This is a genomic window from Mesorhizobium sp. M1295 (assembly GCF_040318135.1).
In the GTDB taxonomy this organism is placed as follows: domain Bacteria; phylum Pseudomonadota; class Alphaproteobacteria; order Rhizobiales; family Rhizobiaceae; genus Mesorhizobium.
Genome location: NZ_JAMYLU010000031.1, coordinates 13,115 through 34,772, shown reverse-complemented (window position 1 = coordinate 34,772; position 21,658 = coordinate 13,115). Strand labels below are relative to the sequence as shown.

The following is a 21,658-nucleotide window of genomic DNA, read 5'->3' as shown; positions in this document are numbered from 1 at the left end:
TTTGGGCCCTAAAGGTTCCTGAGTTCCAGGCGAGATGCCAACAGGTCCAGAAAAGCGCGTACTTTGGCCGAGGACGACCTGCCTTCCGGCCACACGGCATGTATCGGCACCGGCACCGGCTCGAATTCGGTCAGAACCAGCTCCAGGCGGCCATCGTCCACCAGGTGTTTTACCTGCCAAAGCGGGGAGTAGCCCAAACCCAAGCCGTGAACCGCGGCTGCATAGATCGATATCATCAAATTCGACCGGAAGGTACCCGCGACCTTCACCGGCCGGGGCTTGCCTTCAATCTGAAACATCCATTCGCCCGGGCGGCCGTCAACGGTTCGTACGATGCATTCATGCTCACGCAATTCAAGCGGATGGGCCGGTCGGCCGTGTTGTCGAAAGTAGGCAGGTGCGCCGAACACGACGCGCGCAGCGCCCCCAGCCGCTTCGCCCGTAGACTGGAATCCGGCAAATCGCCGATCCGGACCGCCAGATCGAGACCCACGGCATCCAGATCGACAAATTCATCGGAAAGCTGGAGGTCAACCTCAACCTGGGGATATGTCCGCATATAGTCGGCGATGACCGGCATCAGGAAATCCGGGCCGAACAGAACCGGGGCACTCACACGCAGGATGCCGGACGGCTCGGATCGTCGGTTGGCCGCCTGAAGCCTGGCTTCGTTTATTTCCCCGATGGCGGGCTTGATGCGTTGGAAAAAGGCCGCACCGGCTTCGCTCGGCGTCGAGCGGCGCGTCGTCCTGTGCAGAAGCTCGACCCCGATGGATTCCTCCAATGTCGCCAAAGACCGACTGACCGACTGCAGTGAGCGGTTCAGCCGGCGTGCGGCAGCCGTCAGGCTGCCATGCTCGACAATGGCAATGAAGGCTTCGAAATCATCTATCCGGCTCATCGCGTATTTCTCCCGAAAATCGGGATAAACTATCGCCACATCGATCAATTGTAACGCAGTTCGCTAGATTTTATCTTCCCTGCACAGGCCGAAAGGCAGACTCGAGGGAAGGAGATCGTCATGCGAACACCCAGTCCAACCGTCCTGGTCGTAGGCGCCGCAGGCCGCGTTGCCGGTTTGGTGGTGCCTGAACTCGCCCGCCGCAATGCCAGGGTTAGAGCGCTTGTTCGTGACGCCGCGGCTGCCGAAAAAGCCCGGAAAGCCGGCGCAACCGAGATCGCGATCGGGGATCTGCGCAACCATCAAAGCGTTGAACAGGCCGTCGAAGGTGTCGACGGTGTCTTCCACATCGGACCGGCCTTTGCTCCCGACGAAGCCGCCATGGGGGTTGCCATGGTTGAGGCAGCGGCGCGTGCAGGCGTTCGGAAATTCGTCTTCTCATCGGTGATCCAGCCCACCAACACGAGGCTGGAGAACCACGCAAGCAAGGTACCGGTCGAAGCCGCCCTCTATTCGACGAACATGGAATACACCATTCTGCACCCGGCCAATTTCATGCAAAATATCGCGGCGGCCTGGCCGTCCATCGTCGAGCATGGCGTTTTCGCCGAGCCGTTTCCAAAGACGGCGAAGCTGGCCCGCGTCGACTATCGCGACGTGGCTGAAGTGGCAGCGATCGCACTGACCGAAACGCGTTTGTCCTATGCGACCCTCGAGCTGTGCGCCGACGGTATGCACAGCCGCGAAGAGGTCGTTGCCATGATGAGCGAGGCGCTTGGCCGGCCGGTTTCAGCAGGCGAGCCGACATTTCAGGACTGGGCGGCGAAAGCCCGCCTTCCCTATACCGACCGGCAGTTGCAGATGCTGGCCAAAGTACACAGCCACTACGCCAAATACGGCCTCGGCGGGAACAGCCTGGCGTTGCGCGCCGCGCTTGGCCGCGAGCCGCGTTCGCTGCGAAGCTTCATTCGGGAATTGGCGCTGCCGGTGGCACATGCCGCCTGATCGTCCTCACAATAACGCTTACGCACACTTTCTGATTAGGAGATTTCGATGCAAGCATCACCGGACCGAGCCTTCAAATTGAGAAAGCTGCCGCCCTCCTACGGCGCGGTGGTGATGCCGTTGGTTCTTTCGATTCTGATGTCCTCGATTGTCTCGGCGGTTTCGACGGCAATCGGCGCAGGCTGGACGGACGGGTTTATTGCGGCCTGGAGCTATGCATGGGGCGCTTCATGGCTTGTTGCGTTTCCCAGCCTGCTGATTGTGCTTCCGATCGTGCGCCGGATCGTTGCCGCGATTGTCGATCAGCCGGCCCGGTCCTGATATCACAAACGCAGCGCGCCGGCGGCCGGCGGTCCGGCATAACCATTAGAGCGGCCCCGTACGGAGCCGCTCTCGGTTCATGCGCTTGCCTCAGGTGAGCGGCGACAGCTGGATCTCGACGCGGCGGTTCTGAGCCCGGCCGGCAGCGGTCGCGTTGGAGGCGATCGGACGCGTCTTGCCGAAGCCGGTGACGGCGAAGCGGCGGGAATCGACGCCCTGCCCGGACAGATAGTTGGCGACCGCCAGGGCGCGGCGCTGCGACAGGTCGAAATTGTGCTCGTCGCCGCCGGTCGAGTCGGTGTGGCCGAACACGTCGACGGTGGTCTGCCGGAACTTTTTCAGCACAAGGGCAACCGAATTCAGCACCGGATAGAACCCAGCCTTCACCGCATCCTGGTCGACGTTGAAAGTGATGTCGGACGGCATGTTGAGGATGATCTGGTCGCCGGTGCGGGTGACGCTGACGCCGGTGCCCTCAAGCTGCCGGCGCAGTTCGGCCTCGTTCTGGTCCATGGTGGCGCCGATGGCGCCGCCGGCAAGCGCACCGATGCCGGCGCCGATCAGCGCGTTGCGGCGGTCGTTGCCGCCGGCAAGCATGCCGAGCCCGGCACCAGCCAACGCTCCCAGACCGGCGCCGGCAGCGGTGTTGGAAACCTTCTGCTCCCCGGTGTAGGGATCGGTGGTGCATGCGCTCACGAGCACAGCCGTCGCCACGACGGCGAGCACAATCTTTTTCATATGGTGGTCCCTCTCCATACCACGGCCGCGCAATGGCGCACCGCATCAGCCCTTCCAGCGACTTGTAACATGAAATGCGGCGAAAAGCGGACCAGCAAAAGCCGCTGCGGCGGCTTTCCCCGGCTCATTCCACCCGGCTGCCAGCGGCTCGCGCGACCACCGCAATTCGACCGTCTACCAGAGGTTCTTGCCGTCGATGACCACCACTTCGACCTTGTCGAGATCGAAATGGTCGAACAGCCGCGAATTCACGCTGATCTTCGGATTGTCGAAATTCGGCTCGCCCGTCGACCAGTCCGGCGTTTCGGTGAAGGTGCCGCAGCCGCAGGTGGCGCAAAAACCGTGTTTTATGGTTTTCGATCCCCATCGGTAGAACGAAACATTCTCCGGCGGGCTGGTAAGTCTGAATTGCGATGGCGTGTAATAGGCCCACAACGACCCGCGTTTCGAACAGAAGGAACAGGTGCATCGCGTCACCGTCTGCGGCGCTTGCGAAACCTCGAACGTCGTCGCCTTGCAGTGGCAGCTTGCCTTGATGGTCATGGATTAGTCCCTCACAATGCCTGCCGCCCCTACGGCAAGGCACCATAAAGAAACGCTCCTGACAACTCTCCGTCAGCAGATCTGTCGTCTGCAATGCGCAGTTTCAAAAGTGTTGTAACCCAATCGAGGGCGTGTCGATCCCAAAAACCCTGCACACCCTCGGGTCAAGCCCAAGGGCAAGCTTTTGGGGGCGACATGCATCAATAGGACGATGGCGGCACGAACAGACAGATGGTCTTTCCGTCATTGGCGCCGGCGACCGAGCACCAGTGATATGCGCCGTCGGGCGAATTCTTGATGCGCTTGTCGCTATAGGCCACGACTTCGCCTGTCCCCTTGATGACATAGCCTTCGGGGCGCTCGCCGATAGATATCGGCGCAACCTCGCGGCAGTCATAGCCCGAGCAGCAGGAGAACGGATAGCTCCAGCCTTGCGGCATCGCCGCGGTCGGCTTGGCATCATGCGCCAGAGCAGGCGCCGCGAATGGCATCGCGGCAGCTATCAAAACCACTGCCGCGACAAGGGAATTCAGAAATCGGCGCGCCGTGTGAACGGCATGGGCCGGTCTGGTTGTAAGAGCAGGCATGGGCGCAGTTCCTATCAACGGTTGTCAAGCATCTCGCTTGCCCGTTCCCGGAACGTGTCTTCCCAGTGGCCGGATCGTCAGGTCGCAGATACGCCGCGCCCGGCCATAAATGCTTTTTTCCTCCCCAGCGCTTGGATGCTGGGCTGATTCCTTGGTCGGCGCAAGGAATTGCTGTCGCAAACCGAACGCCGACCTCTGCGGCCGGAACCAGCCTGCCGGCCGGGTTGACGAGACTGGTACGATCACCCCCGGCAGCGAGGGTTGCCAATAACGGAATTCGGCTCGCAGTGGTTCCGGGCTCGGCACCGGCAGGCTCGAAGCATTCGCGTCAAAAGCGGAAATCGATTTTGGAAATTCTGATGAAAAACAAAGTTGTAGAACGACAGGTAAGTTCAAGCTGAGAACTCGTCACTCTCGCGCCGTGGCCGTAACTCTCGCGTGATGGACTGAAATTGCCGGGTTGGTGCCCGCCTTCAGTCGATGTCGGCCACCGTTTCTCCGGCGCCACCCTCGATGCGCTGCGACAGCGAGGCCTCCATGAAATCGTCGAGGTCGCCGTCGAGCACGCTCGACGGGCTGGTGCTCTCGACGCCGGTGCGCAGATCTTTCACCAGCTGATAGGGCTGCAGCACGTAGGACCGTATCTGGTGGCCCCAGCCAATATCGCTCTTCGACGCTTCGGTGGCGTTCGCCACCGCTTCGCGTTTCTTCAGCTCTTCCTCGTAAAGCCGCGAGCGCAGCATTTCCCAGGCCTTGGCCTTGTTCTTGTGCTGGGAGCGCTCCGCCTGGCAGGCAACCGCGATGCCGGTGGCGAGATGGGTGATGCGGACCGCCGAATCGGTGGTGTTGACATGCTGGCCGCCCGATCCCGAAGAACGATACGTGTCGATACGGACGTCAGATTCGGAAACGTCGATGTCGATCGTATCGTCGATGACGGGATAGACCCAGACGCTGGCGAAGGAGGTGTGGCGGCGCGCATTGCTGTCATAGGGCGAAATACGCACGAGACGATGCACGCCGGATTCCGTCTTCAGCCAGCCATAGGCGTTGTGGCCCTTGATCAGCAGCGTGGCTGACTTGATGCCGGCCTCTTCGCCGTCATGCACTTCCAGCACCTCGACCTTGAAGCGGCGGCGCTCGGCCCAGCGCGTATACATGCGCAGAAGCATCGAGGCCCAGTCCTGGCTTTCGGTGCCGCCGGCGCCGGCATGGACTTCCAGATAGCTATCGTTGGCGTCCGCCTCGCCCGACAGCAGCGTTTCGATCTGGCGCGCCTTGGCCTCGCCGCGCATCGAGCGGATCGCCGCCTCGGCCTCCGCGACGACGCCCTCGTCGCCCTCTTCCTCGCCAAGCTCGATCAGGCCGATATTGTCTTCCAGAGCCTGGGTGAGGCCTTTGACCGCGGCAATGCCTTCCTCGAGGCCCTGACGCTCGCGCATCAGCTTTTGCGCTTCCAACGGCTCGTTCCAGAGGCTCGGATCCTCGGCGCGGACATTCAGGTACTCAAGCCGCTTTATGGCCTGGTCCCAGTCAAAGATGCCTCCTCAGCAGGGTGATCGCCTGCCTGATCTCGTCGACAATATTTTGCGTTTCCGCGCGCATGGCTGGCTGTTCTGTCCTGTTGCTGAATGGCGGTTTGGTGGCGCGATACATAGGGACGGCAATGTCCCCTGTAAAGCACCGGCCCCTGTAAAGCGGGATGGGCCGGCTCGACCATGATCGTCAAGCCGGCCCGACCGGATGTAACGATTGTCAGTAGAGCCCGCCGCCGCCCGACTGGATAGCCTGGTTGGCCTGCGGCGACAGCGCCCCGCCGGTGGCGTTGGAGCCGTCCGCACCCATGCCGATCACCCAATAGCTGTCGGCGGGACCGGTACCCGGCTTGAAGGCTTCGATGATGGTTCCGGCGTCACCCTCGTTGGCCCGCATGCCGGTCTTGCGATTGATCGCAATCAGCTTCATGCCTTCGGGAACCTTGAAGTCGACATTGGGCGTGCCGTCCAGCGCTACGCGCATGAAATCCTTGAAGATCGGCGCAGCAAGGCCGCCGCCGGTCGCGCCCTTGCCAAGACCTTTCGGCTGATCGTAGCCCATATAAAGGCCGACAACGAGGTTCGGCGTATAGCCGATGAACCAGGCGTCCTTTTCGTCATTGGTCGTTCCGGTCTTGCCGGCGATGTGACGGCCGAGTTCGTTGATGGTGGCGCCGGTACCGCGTTGAACGACGCCCTCCATCATCGATGTGATCTGGTAGGCGGTCATCGGATCGAGCACCTGCTCGGAATTGTCGACCAACTCCGGCTCTGGCTGGTTCTGCCATTCTGCGGCGTTGCAGTTTGAGCAGCCGCGTTCGTCCTGCCTAAAGACGGTCTTGCCGTAGCGGTCCTGGATGCGGTCGATCAGCGACGGCTTGATCGACTTGCCGCCATTGGCCATGATCGAATAGGCCGATACCATGCGCATCACCGTCGTCTCGCCGGAACCCAGCGCCATCGGCAGATACGGCGCGAGATGGTCGTAGACGCCGAAACGCTCGGCATACTCCACGACCAGTTTCATGCCCATGTCGTTGGCAAGCCGCACCGTCATCAGATTGCGCGATTTCTCGATGCCGGAGCGCAAGGTCGCCGGACCGGCCACCGTTCCGTCGTAATTCTTGGGCGTCCAGGTCGTGTTGCCGCTCTGGATGGTGATCGGCCCGTCCATGATCACAGAGGCGGGCGTATAGCCATTGTCGAGGGCGGCCGAATAGACGATCGGCTTGAACGACGACCCCGGCTGGCGCATGGCCTGCGTCGCCCGGTTGAACTCCGACTGCGCATAGGAGAAACCGCCGACCATGGCCAGGACGCGTCCGGTATGCGGATCCATGGCGATCAGGCCGCCTTCCACTTCGGGAACCTGGCGCAAGCTGTAGCTGTTGTCCGAGCCGTCGTTCCTCTGCACGAAAATCACGTCGCCCGGCTTCAGCACGTCGGCCGGCGACTTCGCCTTGACGGTTTTGCCGTCGACCACGTGGCGCATGGCGAAGCTCATGTCTTCCTTGCTGACGGTGCCTTCGAGGCGGTCCTTGACGATTTCGCCGGAGATCTGGCGCGTCGGCTGCAGGCCGATGGACAGGCCGGTGGCCGAGCTATCGAGCACGACGGCAAGCGACCATTCCGGCACGTCCTCCAGTCGCTTGACGTTGCCCAGCGGCACGCCCCAGTCGCCGGAAACATCGATGCTCGTGACCGGCCCGCGGTAGCCGCGCAGCGTATCGAACTTCATGAGACCGTTCTGCATGGCCTTGCGGGCAATCAACTGCATCTTCGGATCGAGCGTGGTACGGACGGAAAGGCCGCCCTCGTAGAGCGCATTCTCGCCGTAGCGCGCGATGATCTGGCGACGCACTTCCTCGGTGAAATATTCCCCGGCGAAGAGATAGTTGCCGGTGCGGCGCGGCGTGACGCCGAGCGGCTCGGCCTTGGCCTTCTCGCCTTCTTCATGGGTGACGTAACCGTTCTCGACCATCTGGTCGATGACCCAGTTGCGGCGCTCCAAGGCGCGATCGGCATGCTTGAAGGGATGATAGTTGTTCGGCCCCTTCGGCAGAGAGGCAAGATAGGCAGCCTCGGCCACGGTGAGCTCGTTCACCGATTTGTCGAAATAGGTGAGCGCAGCACCGGCGACGCCATAGGCACCGAAACCGAAGAAAATCTCGTTGAGATAGAGCTCGAGAATGCGATCCTTCGAATAGGCCTGCTCGATGCGGAAGGCGAGGATCATCTCCTTGATCTTGCGCTCGTAGGTCTGGTCTGAAGACAACAGGAAGTTCTTCGCCACCTGCTGGGTAATGGTCGAGGCGCCGACCTGGCGCTTTCCCGAGCCAAGATTCTGCAGGTTGACGACAATGGCGCGGCCAAGGCCGGTCACGTCGATGCCGGGATGATTGTAAAAGTTCTTGTCCTCGGCCGACAGGAAGGCCGCCTTGACTCGATCCGGGATCGCCTGAATCGGCAGATAAAGCCGCCGCTCGCGCGCATATTCGGCCATCAGCGCGCCATCCGACGCGTGGATGCGGGTCGTTACCGGCGGCTCGTATTTGGCCAGCACCTCGTAGTCGGGCAGGTCCTTCGACAGATGGCCGATATAGATCGCCACGCCCGCCGCGACCAAAAGGGCCAGCGTCGTGCCGATGCCGAAGAAATAGCCAATGAGACGAATCATACCCGCTCCAGTCCTTGGTTCGGGAATTTCCTAAACGAAGCCGCCCTTCGCGCAAGCTTTCGGGACGATCCCAACCCGTAATCGCAAAAGCCATGTCGCGACCATGTGGGCAAAATACGGCAGCGTGGAATTTCGGTTTCGAATGCCGGAAATAAAAGCACAGGGTGTTGTCGCCGTGCAACGCTGCCTCAGGTTGTGGGCGCCGGCGGGCATTTCAGCCTCCGGCCCCCGTTCCGCTCTTGGCCGAAGCAAACAGTGCAACGGCGTTGGTTATGCTTTGGGTCGCCTTGTTGCGCCAATCGGCGCTGAGCAACTGCGCTTCGTCCTTGGCGTTCGACAGATAGCCGAGTTCGACCAGCACGGACGGAACGTCCGGCGCCTTCAGCACCTTGAAGCCGGCAGAACGCTGCGGGTTGTTGATCAGACCGACGCTGGTGGAAAGCTGGCCGACAAGAGTGTGCGCGAAGCTCATCGAAAAATTATGCGTCTCGCGGCGGATCAGGTCGATCAGGATATCGGTCACTTCCTTGCTGTCGTCCTTGATCTCCATGCCGGCGAACTGGTCGGAAAGATTTTCACGGTCGGCAAGCGCCTGTGCCTCGGGATCGGAAGCCTTGTCGGACACGGTGTAGACGGTTGCGCCGCGAATGCCCTTGAGGCTGATCGTGTCGGCATGGATCGAGATGAGCAGGTCGGCCTCATGCTGGCGAGCAATGCGCACGCGATCGTCGAGCCGCAGGAACTCGTCCGTTTTGCGCGTCAGGAACACGTCATATTTGCCGCTCGCGGCGAGCTTGTCGCGCAGTTCCACGGCAAAGGCGAGCGTCACGTTCTTCTCGACAGTACCGTTCAGGCCCTCGGCGCCGCCGTCGATGCCGCCATGGCCGGGATCGATGACGACGGTGAAACGATGGCCCGGATTGGAGACCGGCCCGGTACCGACCCTGCCGGCCTTGTCGGCGGAGACCGTCGAACCGGTGGTCAGCGCCTGATTGGCGAGCGCTGCATCGAATTCCCGCTGCGACGCCGCCGACATGTCGATGGCGATGCGGTAGCCGTTGCCGTCATCGTTCTTGAGCACGTCGAGATTGTCGACGGCGAACGGTCCCTTGCCGGTGAGAATCAGCCGCGATTTCCCCTCGCCGAGTCCGCCGTAACGCACGGCGCGGACAAGGCCGCGCGGCTTCACATCCTTGGCATTGAGGGCGAATCTCGTGGCCGGCATATCGATGACCAGACGATTGGGGCCGCGCAGCAGGAACCATTTGATGTCGGGATCGCGGTCGAAATTGATGACGATGCGCATCTTGGTGGCATCGCCGGCCATCTTGTAGCTTGTGGCGCCGAGCGGTACGTCGGCAGCACGCGAAAGTGGCGAAAAGACCAGGCAAGCCAGGATCAGCGGCAGCAGGCAGGCGGTGCGGAACAACCAGCCTCCATGATGATGGCCCTTGTCTGCGAAGCCTGCCAGTCCCATCTTTCTACCAGTCGCTCCTGTTTGGCGTCATGCCCGATCGTTCGTCAAAGCGCCCTATTGCTTGTCAAAGTGCCGGCAGGCCGCGAACTCGATTAACGATTGGTATCCAGAGAAGGTTAACCAAGCCTTTTCATGGAAGGCTTGGAACCTGGGCTTCCGTTGCGGAACGGCTTTTTGCCGGCGTCGGGAATCGGGGTTGCCTTCCAACCCGCCAAATCATAAAAGCGATGGTGGATCACTGCAATCCTGGAACCGTCCTCCTCCGCAGCTTCCTGCTACAGGTCAGACGCAAGACGGCTCCTTTCGCTTCAGGCGAAGAAGGCATCGGTGATCGCGACGATTTTCGCAGGCGTGCTCCCGTGGCGGGGGAATCGCCTGCGTGAGCAAAACGGCCGGGATTGTCCCGTGCCGGCTCTGTATGAGCAAACAAGCTGGTCCGGTTTTTCCCGGGCTTTGGTTCAAAAGGTTCTGCTGGTTACGATGGCTTCAAGCGCAATCATGGAAAGGTCCGCAACAAACCGCGCCACTACGGCTGCGGGCGGCACCGCCATGGCGCTCAGGCAGCGGCCGGCGGACGTTCAATTGTCCGGCACCCATGTTCCAGGTCCACGGCAGCGGGCATTGCCCCGCAAGCTGCGGCCTACGGCTGCCGGGGGGAAACGAAATAATGCCCAACAAAATGCTGATAGACGCCTCCCACCCGGAGGAAACACGCGTTGTCGTCGTTCGCGGTAACCGTATTGAAGAATTCGACTTTGAATCCCAGGACAAGAAGCAGCTCAAAGGAAACATCTATCTCGCCCGCGTAACGCGCGTCGAACCTTCCCTCCAGGCAGCCTTCGTCGAATATGGCGGCAACCGTCACGGTTTCCTCGCCTTCAGTGAAATACACCCCGACTATTACCAGATTCCGGTCGCCGACCGTCAGGCGCTGCTGCGTGCGGAAGCACAGGAAGCCCAGGACGAAGAGGACGAGGAAGCCGCCGAGGGCGACGACCGCCAGAGCCGCGACCGCGGCAAGCGCGGACGCCGGCGTGGCGGCAAGAGCCGCGACCGCGGCGAGCACAGGCGCGAGGCAGGCGCGTCCGACGGTGAGAATGGCGAGAGCGGCGAAGATGCCGTCGCAGAGAACCTGGATGCCGCTGCCGACGGCGGCGACACCATGTCCGATACTGTCGGACAGAGCGAGGATGCCGCCGGACAGAGTGATGAAGTCGCCGATAGCGGCGAGACCGAGCCGTCCGAAGGCGGATCCAGTTCCATCGCTGCCAGCGTCGACGCCGACGTAATCTCGGAAGCCGTCCCGCAAGTAGAGACAAGGGAGGTCGAGACAGGCGGGGCCGAGACGAGCGGCGAAGCGACGTCCGAAGACAATGATCGCGGCATGCTGGAGGAGGTGCAATCCTCGCATTCGGACGATCACGAGGTCGAATCGGTCGGCGCCGAAGACGCGCTGGAAGAAGTGCGCAACCGCCGCAAGCCGGTGCGCCGCCAGTACAAGATCCAGGAAGTGATCAAGCGCCGGCAGATCCTGCTGGTGCAGGTCGTCAAGGAAGAGCGCGGCAACAAGGGTGCAGCGCTGACCACCTACCTGTCGCTGGCCGGCCGCTATTCGGTGCTGATGCCGAACACGGCGCGCGGCGGCGGCATTTCGCGCAAGATCACCAATGCGCAGGACCGCAAGCGGCTGAAGGAAGTGGTCGCCGATCTCGAAGTGCCGCAAGGCATGGGCGTCATCCTGCGTACGGCCGGCGAAAGCCGCACCAAGGCAGAGATCAAGCGCGACTACGAATATTTGATGCGGCTTTGGGAAAATGTCCGCAATCTGACGCTTCAATCCACGGCCCCTGCCCTGGTTTATGAGGAAGGCAGCCTGATCAAGCGGTCGGTGCGCGACCTCTACAACAAGGATATCGACGAGATCCTGGTTTCCGGCGAAGAAGGCTACCGCGAGGCCAAGGATTTCATGCGCATGCTGATGCCGAGCCACGCCAAGGTGGTACAGCCGTTCCGCGACACGACGCCGATCTTTGTGCGCAACGGCATCGAAGCACAGCTCGACCGCATGCTGCAGCCGCAGGTGACGCTGAAGAGCGGCGGCTACATCATCATCAACCAGACGGAAGCGCTGGTCGCCATCGACGTCAATTCGGGCCGTTCCACCAAGGAGCACTCGATCGAGGACACCGCGCTTCACACCAATCTGGAAGCCGCCGAGGAAGTCGCCCGGCAATTGAGGCTACGCGATCTCGCCGGCCTGATCGTCATCGACTTCATCGACATGGAGGAGAACCGCAACAACCGCTCCGTCGAGAAGCGGCTGAAGGATCACCTCAAGAACGACCGCGCCCGCATCCAGGTCGGCCGCATCTCGCATTTCGGCCTGATGGAGATGTCGCGCCAGCGCATCCGTGCCAGCGTTCTGGAATCGACGATGAAGCCTTGCCCGCATTGCGGCGGCACCGGCCATGTGCGCTCCGATTCGTCGGTTGCGCTGATGGTGGTGCGTGCGATCGAGGAATTCCTGCTCAAGGATTCGCGCAGCCACATCACGGTGCGGACGCCGGCAGCGACCGCGCTCTATGTGCTCAATCACAAGCGTGGCACGCTGGTGGAATTCGAGCACCGCTTCGGCGTGACCATCACCATCGAAGCCGATGACACGGTCGGTGCACAACACTATGCCATCTTCCGCGGCGCGCTGGCCGAAAAGCCGGAAGGCTTTGTCGAGGCCCGCACGTTCCCGGCCTATGTCGAGCCGGAAGAACCCGAGGACGAGATCGTCATCGAGGAGGAAGAGGAGGCACCGGTGCAGGCTGAGCAGCCACGCCCTGCCCAGCAGCCGCAGCAGCCAAGGTCCGGCGAGGACGGCGAAGGCCGCGATCGCAAGCGCCGCAAGCGCCGCAGACGGCGCGGCGGCAAGGATCGCGAACACGGGGATCGCGAACACGGGGATCGTGAACACGGGGATCGTGAACAGGCCGCTACCGGGGAAGGTGCTTCCGTTTCGGCGCCGACCGACGATGCCCTCGTAGCCGCCGCCGAGCAAGGCGCGGAAGCGGAACGTGAAGCGCCGGCCGGTGTTGCCGAAACTGCGGAAGCGGCGGACGACGGTCACGGCAAGAAGCGCCGGCGCGGCAAGCGCGGCGGCAAGCGCAATCGCCGTGAAGACGGTGAGGACGGCGTCGAAGCCAGCGCCGGCGAGCCGGCCGGCATGACAGAAGGTGCCGTATCGGAAGCAGAGCCCGTGACCGCCGAGCCGGAAGGCGCGCCGCCGGCCGAAGAGCTTGCGGTGCGTGCTCCGGCGAACGACGACACGCCGAGCGCCGAAAAGCCGAAGAAGCCGCGCCGCGCCGCCAAGCCGAAGAAGGCCGCGGCGGAAGCAGTTGCCGAGGTTGCGGGCGCCGAGACATCGGCCGCCGAAGCCGCGGCGGTGGCTTCCGGCGAGACCGCTGCGCCGGTTCGGCAGGAGACCGAAGTGGCGGCTGGCAAGGAAACGCCGAAAGCCCGGCCGTCGCGGCGCAAACCCGCACCGGTGGATGCTCCGGTCGTGCCGGTCGTCTCCTCGATCGTCCCCGACGAGGCAAAGACCGAGGAAGCAAAGGCCGAGGACAAGCCGAAGCGTGCCGGCTGGTGGCAGCGGAAGGGCTTTTTCTAAGCTTTTCCGTGTATTAGCCAGACTTTCTGATTAAAAGAATCCCGCGCTGCCGACTGGCTGCGCGGGATTTCTTCGTGCCAATTCCAGGCGACAGGCACTATGGCGCGAAGATCGACCAGTTCATCATCTTCGCCAGTTTCTCCAGCGCGATCGAGCCCAGCCTGGAATTGCCATTGGCATTGAGGCCAGGCGACCACACCGCAAGCGAGGCGACGCCCGGCACGATCCCCAATATGCCGCCGCCAACGCCGCTCTTGCCGGGAATGCCGACACGGAAAGCGAAGTCGCCGGAGCCGTCATAATGGCCGCAGGTCAGCATCATCGCGCCGATGCGGCGGGCGCGCTCGGCCGAGACGACGGAATGCCCGGTCGCCGGATTGTTGCCGCCATTGGCGAGAAAGCGCCCGGCCAGGGCGAGTTGCCGGCAGCTCATGGCGATCGCGCAATGGTGGAAATAAACGCCCAGCGCCAGTTCCGGCGCGTGATTGAGATTACCGAACGATTTCATGTAATTGGCAAGCGCAAAATTGCGAAAGCCGGTGGCACGTTCGGACGCCGCGACCTCGCGATCGATGATGATCGTGTCGTCATCGGCCAGGAACTGGATGAAGCGCAGGATCTCGCCGATCGCCTCGCGCGGCTGATGGCCGGCAAGCAGGATGTCTGAAACGACGATGGCGCCGGCATTGATGAACGGATTGCGCGGAATGCCGTTCTCGTGCTCGAGCTGGACGATCGAGTTGAACGGATTGCCCGACGGTTCGCGTCCGACCCGTTGCCATAGCGCGTCGCCGACATTGCCGAGCGCCAGCGTCAGCGTGAATACCTTTGAGATGCTCTGGATCGAAAATGCCTCGTCGGCGTCGCCCGCGGTCAGCACGCGGCCGTCATTGGTCACCGCGGCAATGCCGAATTTTTTCGGGTCGATCTTGCTCAGCTGCGGAATATAGCTGGCAACGTCGCCGCGATCGGCACGCTCCGCCATTTCGGCGGCAACCTCGCGCAGTGCCTGTTCAAGCTGGGGCGCCTGTCCAAGTTGGGGCGCCTGTCCGCGTTGCGGCGCCTGTTCAAGCTCCGGCATCGTCGTCCCCGCTACTTCAGCCAGCGTTCGATACGCGCCATCGCCTCGACCATGTCGTCGTGGCTGCCGGCGTAGGAAAAGCGCATCGTGCGATGGCCCTGCAGCGGATCGAAATCGCGGCCGGGCGTCGCCGCCACATGCGCCTCGGCAAGCATCCTGCGCGCAAACGCCATGCTGTCGTTGGTGTGCCGGGTGACGTCGCAGAAGGCGTAGAAGGCGCCGTCCATGGGCGCAGCAAGCGCAAAGCCGAGGTCCGGCAGGCGTTGCATCAAGAGCTCGCGGTTCCAGGCGTAACACGCCTTCACCGCCTCCAGCTCTTCTGTCGCCTTGAACGCTTCGATCGCGGCAATCTGGGACAGTTCGGGCGGCGAGATGTAGAGGCTCTGGGCGATGCGCTCGATCGGCCGCACCAAATCCTGCGGCAGCACCATCCAGCCGATGCGCCAGCCGGTCATGCAATAATATTTCGAGAAGGAATTGATCACCGTCACGTCCGCGCCGAAAGACAGCGCAGTCGTGTCGGGCGCCGCATAGGCCAGCCGGTGGTAGATCTCGTCTGAGATCACGGCGATGCCAAGCTCGCGCGCCGTCTCGACCAGCGCCTCGAGATCGCCGGCGGGAATGACCGCGCCGGTCGGATTGGCCGGGCTGGCGAACAGCACGCCTTTCAGCGGTTTTTCGCGGTGCGCGGCTTTCAGGTGCTCGGCATGAAGATAGGCGGCGCCGCCGAGCTCGATCTCGGCGATGTCGATGCCGAGCGCAGCCATGATGTTGCGATAGGCCGGATAGCCCGGCGCGGCGATGGCGACGCGGTCGCCCGGATCGAACATCGCCAGGAAGGCAAGGTTGAAGGCAGCCGACGATCCGGTGGTAACGGCTACCCGCTCGGGCGGCACGTCAAGCCCGTAATGCTCGCCATAATGGGCCGCGATTGCCTTGCGCAGGCCGGCGAGGCCCAGCGCGTCGGTATAGCCGATGCGGCCTGCTTTCAAGGCGCTCGCCGCCGCTTCGCGAACCCCGGCCGGTGCCGGGTCGGACGGCTGGCCGACTGCCATGGAAACGACCGGCACGCCCTTGGCCTTCAGCCGATTCGCCTCGGCCAGGATGTCCATGGCGTGGAACGGCTCGACGGCGCCGCGGCGCGAAAGCGAAACAACCATTTTTCAATCCACCACACTTGTCCGCACGTGCCGGCCATGCAGGCCGCGCCGCACAAATGCCCGATTGATGTGGGGATCACAAGTTCGGTAAGTTTTAAGGTGCCGACTTTTCATCCTTCGCCCGCTCGTCTACCAGTGGACCTGCCATGTTAAGCCGACCCAGATCGACGATCGCCAGGACAGCGCGCGCCTTCGCGACGCTTTCGCTTGCCGCGGTGCTAGCCGTGGCTGGCTCGGTCAACGCGTTTGCGCAGAATGTGCCGGTGGTGCGCGATGCCGAGATCGAGGCGCTGGTGCGGGATTACGCACGGCCGATCTTCAAAGCGGCCGGCTTATCGGGCGACGCCATCAACATCGTGCTGGTCAACGACCAGAGCTTCAACGCCTTTGTTGCTGGCCGCCGCATGTTCATCAACACCGGCGCGCTGATGACAGCCGAAACGCCCAACGAGATCATCGGGGTCATCGCCCACGAGGCCGGCCATATCGCCGGCGGACACCAGCAAAAGTTGCGCGAACAGCTCGAGCGCGCCAAGACGATGGCAATCCTGGCGACGCTGCTTGGCGCCGGCGCCATGGTGGCCGGCGCCACCAGCAATAGCCGCGGCCTCGCTGGGGCCGGCATGGGCGTGATGGCCGGCGGCGGCGAGATGGCGCAACGCAGTATCCTCGCCTATCAGCGCACCGAAGAGATGACCGCCGACCGCTCGGCAATCGCTTATCTCAATGCTACCGGCCAGTCCGGCATGGGCATGCTGAAGACGTTCAGCCGTTTCCAGAATGCATTGTCGCTCTCGGGCGCCCAAGTCGATCCCTACAAGATCAGCCATCCGATGCCGCAGGAGCGTATCGCCAATCTCGAAGTGCTGGTGAAGCAGAGCCCTTACCTCGACAAGGTCGACCCACCGACACTGCAGCAGCGCCACGACATGATGCGCATCAAGATCGCCGCCTATATGCAAGGACAGGCCGCGGCGTCGCGATTGATACGCAAGAACCCCGGCAGTCTCGCCTCGCGCTATGGCGACGCGCAGATGACCTATCTCTTCGGCAATCTGGCCTCGGCGCTCACCAAGACCAACGCACTGATCAAGGAACAGCCGAAAAATCCCTATTTCCAGGAATTGCGCGGCGACATCCTGATGAAGGCGAACAGGCCGAAGGATGCGGCGGACGCCTATGCCAGGTCGGTCAGCCTCGATCCGGCGCGATCCGGGCTGCTGCCGGTCTCGTACGGCCAGGCGCTGATGGCTATCGGCACGCCGGATTCGCTGAAGAAGGCGGTGGCGCAGATCAACACGGGCCTCGGGCGGGATCGCGAAAACGCCGCCGGATACCGCTATCTGGCACAGGCCTATGGCGAACTCGGCAACATCCCGGCGGCCGAGCTTGCGACCGCCGAAGGGCATTTCTATTCCGGCGACTACAAGAATGCGAAGATCTTCGCCATGCGGGCGCAGCAGAGCATGAAGCGGGGCGAGCCGGGCTGGCTTCGCGCGCAGGACATTATAAACTACGCACCATCAGGTAAGAAGAAGTGAACCTTTCGGACGCACGCTGCGACACAGCCGAACCGAGCGGACCCGAACACAGGCTAGAGGATCGAGGATCATGACCAAGGCAATTCTGCTGGGCACTACCGGAGTGGCAGCCGCCCTCGCCATGCTGGCGTTCGGCTTCGTCGCCGGAAGTCCGCAGACGGCGAAGGCCGGCACGGCGCAGCTTGTCCAGACGGCGTCCTCGGAAACCAAGCTCGACCGCACCGAAGTCGAAGGCATCGTCCGCGACTATCTGCTGAAGAACCCGGAAGTGCTTCTGGAAGCCCAGCAGGCGCTCGAGGCCAAGCAGAAGGAAGAACAGCGCGTCGCCAGTCTCGGCGTCATCAAAGACGCTAAGGACCAGATTTTCAACTCCGCCTTCGACGGCGTTGTCGGCAATCCGAACGGCAAGGTCACCATCGTCGAGTTCTACGATTACAATTGCGGTTACTGCAAACGCGCCATCGATGACATGCGCGCGCTGACCAAGGCCGATCCGGACCTGCGTTTCGTGCTCAAGGAATTCCCGATCCTCGGCCCTGATTCGCAGAAGGCGAGCGTCGTCTCGATGGCCTTCCACTTGATGAAGCCGGAGAAATACGGCGAATTCCACAACGCGCTGCTCGGCGGCCAGGGGCGCGCCACCGAGGCGGCGGCAATCAAGGTGGCGCTGTCGCTCGGCGCCGACGAGGCTGCGCTGCGCGAAAAGATGAAGGACCCGAGCATCACTGAGGCCTTCTCCAAGACCTATGATCTTGCCACCAAGCTCGCCATCACCGGAACGCCGTCCTATGTCGTCGGCAACGAGGTTGTGTTCGGCGCGCTCGGCCAGGAAGTGCTGGCCGAAAAGATCGAGGCGGCGAAGGCCGCACTCTGATTAGCGTTCGGGTTTCGATCAGGCTGCGGGTTTCCGGCGCGGGCCGTTTTCCGGCTGTTGTGGACGGCGAAAGAACGCACTTGCGCTCTTTTCGCCAGCGTCTATGCCCATTATAGAGGGTCCGGCGCGCCGGCTTAGCCGCGCCGGGAAAGGTCGGCATTTTTTGAAAACGGTTTTCGTCCTGAACGGCCCCAATCTCAACGCGCTCGGCAAGCGCGAGCCGGGCATCTATGGCGGCAAGACGCTTGCGGCGATCGCCGACGACTGCAAGCAGGCGGGTGCCGCACTTGGGCTGGAGATCGATTTCCGCCAGTCGAACCATGAGGGCGACCTCGTCGACTGGATCCACGAGGCCGCCGAGAAGGCCGCCGCAATCGTCATCAATCCAGGCGCCTACGGCCACACCTCGGTCGCCATTCACGATGCCATCCGCGCCGTCGCGCCGCTGCCGGTCGCTGAGGTGCATCTCTCCAACATCCACGCGCGGGAACCATTCCGCCACGTCTCCATGGTCGCGCCGGTCGCTGTCGGCATGATCTGCGGGTTCGGGCCGCTCGGCTACACGCTGGCGCTGCAGGCGCTGGCTGCACGCCTATGACCGGCCAACAAACAGAAGGCTCGAAAATGTCGATAAAGAAGAACGGTGTTGACCAGCAGCTGATCCGCGATCTGGCGGGCATACTGAACGACACCAACCTGACCGAGATCGAGGTCGAGCTGGGCGATCTGAAGGTGCGCGTCTCACGGCAGGCGCCGGCCGTCCATGCGATCGCCGCAGCGCCGCCGGCCTATGCCCCGGCAGCAACGCAGCCTGCGGCAGCGGCCGCGCCGGCGACGCCCGACGTGTCGAAGAACGCCGTCGCCTCGCCAATGGTCGGCACCGCCTATCTGGCACCGTCGCCCGACGCCAAGCCGTTCATCGAAATCGGCCAGAAGGTCAAGGAAGGCCAGACGCTGCTGATCATCGAGGCGATGAAGACGATGAACCAGATCCCCTCGCCGCGCGCCGGCATGGTGACGGCGATCCTGTTCGAAGATGCGCAGCCGGTCGAATACGGCATGCCGCTCGTCGTGATCGAGTAGAGCCGGGAACAGGCGAAAGATGTTCCAGAAAATCCTCATCGCCAATCGCGGCGAAATTGCCCTCAGGGTGCTGCGCGCCTGCAAGGAGCTTGGCATCCAGACGGTGGTGGTGCATTCGACCGCCGACGCCGACGCCATGCATGTGCGTCTCGCCGACGAGAGCGTCTGCATCGGCCCGCCGCCGTCGCGCGACAGCTATCTCAACATCCACCAGATCGTCGCCGCCTGCGAGATCACCGGCGCCGACGCGGTGCATCCCGGCTACGGTTTTTTGTCGGAGAACGCCAAGTTCGCCGACATCCTCGCCGCGCACAACATCACCTTCATCGGTCCGACCGGCGACCATATCCGCATCATGGGCGACAAGATCGAGGCCAAGCGCACCGCAAAGCGCCTCGGCATTCCCGTGGTACCCGGCTCCGACGGCGCGGTCACCGAGGAAAAGGAGGCCAAGCGCATTGCCGCCGGGATCGGCTACCCCGTGATCATCAAGGCGTCGGCCGGCGGCGGCGGGCGCGGCATGAAAGTGGCGCATAGCGAGGCCGACCTCGAGGTGGCGCTGCAGACGGCACGCTCGGAGGCGGGCGCCGCCTTCGGCGACGACGCCGTCTATATCGAGAAGTATCTGCAGAAGCCGCGCCATATCGAAGTGCAGGTGTTCGGCGACGGCGCCGGGCGCGGCGTGCATTTCGGCGAGCGCGACTGCTCGCTGCAGCGCCGCCACCAGAAGGTCTGGGAAGAAGCGCCCTCGCCGGCGCTCAATGCCGAGGAGCGCGCACATATTGGCGGCGTCTGCGCCAAGGCGATCGCCGATCTCGGCTATTCCGGCGCCGGCACCATCGAATTCCTTTATGAGAACGGCGAGTTCTATTTCATCGAGATGAACACGCGCCTGCAGGTCGAACATCCGGTGACCGAGGCGATTACCGGCATCGACCTTGTGCACGAGCAGATCCGCGTCGCCTCGGGCGGCGGGCTTTCGGTGCGCCAGGAAGATATCCGCTTCCACGGCCATGCTATCGAATGCCGCATCAATGCCGAGGATCCGCGCACCTTCACCCCCTCGCCGGGCACCATCACCCACTTCCACACGCCAGGCGGCCTCGGCATCCGCGTCGATTCCGGCGTCTATTCCGGCTACAAGATCCCGCCCTACTACGACAGCCTGATCGGCAAGCTGATCGTGCACGGCCGCAACCGCGTCGAGTGCATGATGCGGCTGCGACGCGCGCTCGATGAATTCGTGGTCGACGGCATCAAGACCACGCTGCCGCTGTTTCGCGACCTCGTCGGCAACGCCGACATCGCCAATGGCGACTACGACATCCACTGGCTGGAAAAATATCTGGCCAAAGGCGAGTGACACAGGGGCGACGCGATGACCCGCCCCTACGCACCCGGCTATCGCATCCCGACCGACCTGTTGCTCAAAGCCTATGCCTCCGGCGTCTTCCCGATGGCCGAAAATGCCAATGACCCCGAGGTGTTCTGGGTGCGGCCGGAGACGCGCGGCATCATTCCGCTCGACGGTTTCCACATCCCGAAGAGCCTGAGGAAGACGATCCGCAAGGATCTGTTCGAATTCCGCATCGATTTCGATTTCGAGGCGACGATCGACGCCTGCGCCGAAAGACGCGAGGAACGGCGGTCGACCTGGATCAACGCACCAATCCGCGAAGCCTATGTCGAGCTGCATCGGATGGGCCATTGCCATTCGGTCGAGGCCTGGCACGACGACCGGCTGGTCGGCGGGCTCTACGGGGTGTCGCTCGGCCGGGTGTTCTTCGGCGAGAGCATGTTTGCCAGGGAGACCGACGCCTCGAAGGCCTGTCTGGTTCATCTGGTCGAGCGCCTGAAGGCGCGCGGCTTTGCGCTGCTCGATACGCAGTTCACGACCGAGCATCTCAAACGTTTCGGCGCAATCGACGTGCCACGTGGCAAGTACGAGAAGATGCTGGCCGAGGCGCTAAAGGGCGAGGCTGTGTTTTTTCCGTGATCTAGAACGGTTCATCGTTTCACGGAAACGCCGAACCGGTCCATTTTGTGTTTTGACGCAATTCCGCACGGAAAACCGTTCACACTTTTCCTGGAATTGCTCTACCGGCCGGTCAGCCCTTGGTCGCCGTCACCAGCGGTGTCTGTGCATGGAACATCATCTTCCAGCCATTGACGCGGTGGACATAGCCGGTACTGACCAGTGCTGCATAGGCTTCGCCATTTTGCCGGGTCGCACGCGCCTCGTAGGTCAGCATGACGATGTCGCTGCCGGGCTCGATGATGCCCTTGAGGTCGATGTCGAGCTCGCGCCAGCGCTTCGGCTCCGTCGCGGTTTTGGCCAGATCGGCGTTGCTCATCACCCGCGCCATCTGCGGGAAAGCCACCAGGCATTCGGTGTCGGCGTTGGCCTTGAAATAGTCGGCGTCGCCGGTCCAGAATCCCTTTTCGATGTCGAGAAGCTCGCTTTTGTTGGCCATCAT

The 21,658-nt window shown here is 62.7% G+C and carries 18 protein-coding genes and 1 pseudogene; 9 read left to right on the top strand and 10 right to left on the bottom strand.

What is annotated here, in order from left to right:
* Positions 1–8: 8 nt before the first annotated feature.
* Positions 9–901, bottom strand: a pseudogene (locus NKH29_RS29090) (LysR family transcriptional regulator).
* A 120-nt stretch (positions 902–1,021) separates the two neighbouring features.
* Between NKH29_RS29090 and NKH29_RS29085 the strand changes: the two are divergent.
* Positions 1,022–1,906: an NmrA family NAD(P)-binding protein gene (locus NKH29_RS29085; protein WP_023717492.1), complete on the top strand. Its 885-nt coding sequence runs from the start codon at positions 1,022–1,024 to the stop codon at positions 1,904–1,906.
* Between the two features lie 48 nt (positions 1,907–1,954).
* Positions 1,955–2,227: a DUF2798 domain-containing protein gene (locus tag NKH29_RS29080; protein ID WP_023717491.1), complete on the top strand. Its 273-nt coding sequence runs from the start codon at positions 1,955–1,957 to the stop codon at positions 2,225–2,227.
* A gap of 90 nt (positions 2,228–2,317) precedes the next feature.
* Here NKH29_RS29080 and NKH29_RS29075 read toward each other — a convergent pair whose 3' ends face one another.
* The 6 genes from NKH29_RS29075 to NKH29_RS29050 form a co-directional block, all read right to left on the bottom strand.
* Positions 2,318–2,965 carry a YiaD family glycine zipper/OmpA-like lipoprotein gene (locus NKH29_RS29075; RefSeq protein WP_023717490.1) on the bottom strand — a complete coding sequence of 216 codons (648 nt, stop codon included), beginning with the start codon at positions 2,963–2,965 and terminating at the stop codon, positions 2,318–2,320.
* A gap of 174 nt (positions 2,966–3,139) precedes the next feature.
* The gene (locus NKH29_RS29070; protein WP_352496192.1) at positions 3,140–3,508 is read right to left on the bottom strand and encodes a GFA family protein; all 369 of its coding nucleotides are present in this window, start codon (positions 3,506–3,508) and stop codon (positions 3,140–3,142) included.
* A gap of 200 nt (positions 3,509–3,708) precedes the next feature.
* Positions 3,709–4,095, bottom strand: a complete 387-nt coding sequence (locus NKH29_RS29065) for a hypothetical protein (RefSeq protein WP_023717488.1) — start codon at positions 4,093–4,095, stop codon at positions 3,709–3,711.
* A 473-nt stretch (positions 4,096–4,568) separates the two neighbouring features.
* A protein-coding gene (prfB, locus tag NKH29_RS29060; protein WP_352496193.1) for a peptide chain release factor 2 occupies positions 4,569–5,700 on the bottom strand; the annotation gives its coding sequence in 2 pieces (ribosomal slippage) (positions 4,569–5,633 and positions 5,635–5,700; 1,131 coding nt in all).
* Positions 5,701–5,850: 150 nt separating this feature from the next.
* A complete protein-coding gene (locus tag NKH29_RS29055) occupies positions 5,851–8,307 on the bottom strand; it encodes a penicillin-binding protein 1A (RefSeq protein WP_023717485.1) in 2,457 nt (818 codons plus the stop codon).
* Between the two features lie 214 nt (positions 8,308–8,521).
* Complete coding sequence (locus NKH29_RS29050) at positions 8,522–9,784, bottom strand: N-acetylmuramoyl-L-alanine amidase (protein ID WP_353001174.1); 1,263 nt, start codon at positions 9,782–9,784, stop codon at positions 8,522–8,524.
* Between the two features lie 667 nt (positions 9,785–10,451).
* On the opposite strand from NKH29_RS29050, the gene NKH29_RS29045 reads away from it, so the two are divergent.
* Entirely contained in the window at positions 10,452–13,442 is a 2,991-nt protein-coding gene (locus NKH29_RS29045; RefSeq protein ID WP_353001173.1) for an Rne/Rng family ribonuclease, read from the top strand.
* A gap of 97 nt (positions 13,443–13,539) precedes the next feature.
* Here the strand turns inward: NKH29_RS29045 and NKH29_RS29040 are convergent, their stop codons facing one another.
* Both NKH29_RS29040 and NKH29_RS29035 read right to left on the bottom strand, forming a co-directional pair.
* On the bottom strand, positions 13,540–14,523 hold the full coding sequence (locus NKH29_RS29040; RefSeq protein WP_352484558.1) for a glutaminase: 984 nt from the start codon (positions 14,521–14,523) through the stop codon (positions 13,540–13,542).
* 11 nt (positions 14,524–14,534) lie between these two features.
* The gene (locus NKH29_RS29035) at positions 14,535–15,683 is read right to left on the bottom strand and encodes a pyridoxal phosphate-dependent aminotransferase (RefSeq protein WP_353001172.1); all 1,149 of its coding nucleotides are present in this window, start codon (positions 15,681–15,683) and stop codon (positions 14,535–14,537) included.
* A gap of 146 nt (positions 15,684–15,829) precedes the next feature.
* Here NKH29_RS29035 and NKH29_RS29030 point away from each other — a divergent pair, with 146 nt between their 5' ends.
* The 6 genes from NKH29_RS29030 (at position 15,830) to aat (ending at position 21,177) form a co-directional block, all read left to right on the top strand.
* On the top strand, positions 15,830–17,224 hold the full coding sequence (locus NKH29_RS29030; RefSeq protein ID WP_353001171.1) for a M48 family metalloprotease: 1,395 nt from the start codon (positions 15,830–15,832) through the stop codon (positions 17,222–17,224).
* Positions 17,225–17,294: 70 nt separating this feature from the next.
* Positions 17,295–18,098, top strand: a complete 804-nt coding sequence (locus tag NKH29_RS29025; protein ID WP_023717479.1) for a DsbA family protein — start codon at positions 17,295–17,297, stop codon at positions 18,096–18,098.
* A 163-nt stretch (positions 18,099–18,261) separates the two neighbouring features.
* Positions 18,262–18,696 (top strand): type II 3-dehydroquinate dehydratase, encoded by a 435-nt coding sequence (aroQ, locus tag NKH29_RS29020; protein ID WP_352894822.1) that lies wholly within the window; start codon positions 18,262–18,264, stop codon positions 18,694–18,696.
* A 26-nt stretch (positions 18,697–18,722) separates the two neighbouring features.
* Positions 18,723–19,181: an acetyl-CoA carboxylase biotin carboxyl carrier protein gene (gene accB / locus NKH29_RS29015; RefSeq protein ID WP_352894820.1), complete on the top strand. Its 459-nt coding sequence runs from the start codon at positions 18,723–18,725 to the stop codon at positions 19,179–19,181.
* Positions 19,182–19,200: 19 nt separating this feature from the next.
* On the top strand, positions 19,201–20,544 hold the full coding sequence (gene accC, locus NKH29_RS29010; protein ID WP_352859693.1) for an acetyl-CoA carboxylase biotin carboxylase subunit: 1,344 nt from the start codon (positions 19,201–19,203) through the stop codon (positions 20,542–20,544).
* Positions 20,545–20,559: 15 nt separating this feature from the next.
* Positions 20,560–21,177 carry a leucyl/phenylalanyl-tRNA--protein transferase gene (gene aat / locus NKH29_RS29005; protein WP_023717475.1) on the top strand — a complete coding sequence of 206 codons (618 nt, stop codon included), beginning with the start codon at positions 20,560–20,562 and terminating at the stop codon, positions 21,175–21,177.
* Positions 21,178–21,289: 112 nt separating this feature from the next.
* Here the strand turns inward: aat and NKH29_RS29000 are convergent, their stop codons facing one another.
* The gene (locus NKH29_RS29000; RefSeq protein ID WP_023717474.1) at positions 21,290–21,658 is read right to left on the bottom strand and encodes a hypothetical protein; all 369 of its coding nucleotides are present in this window, start codon (positions 21,656–21,658) and stop codon (positions 21,290–21,292) included.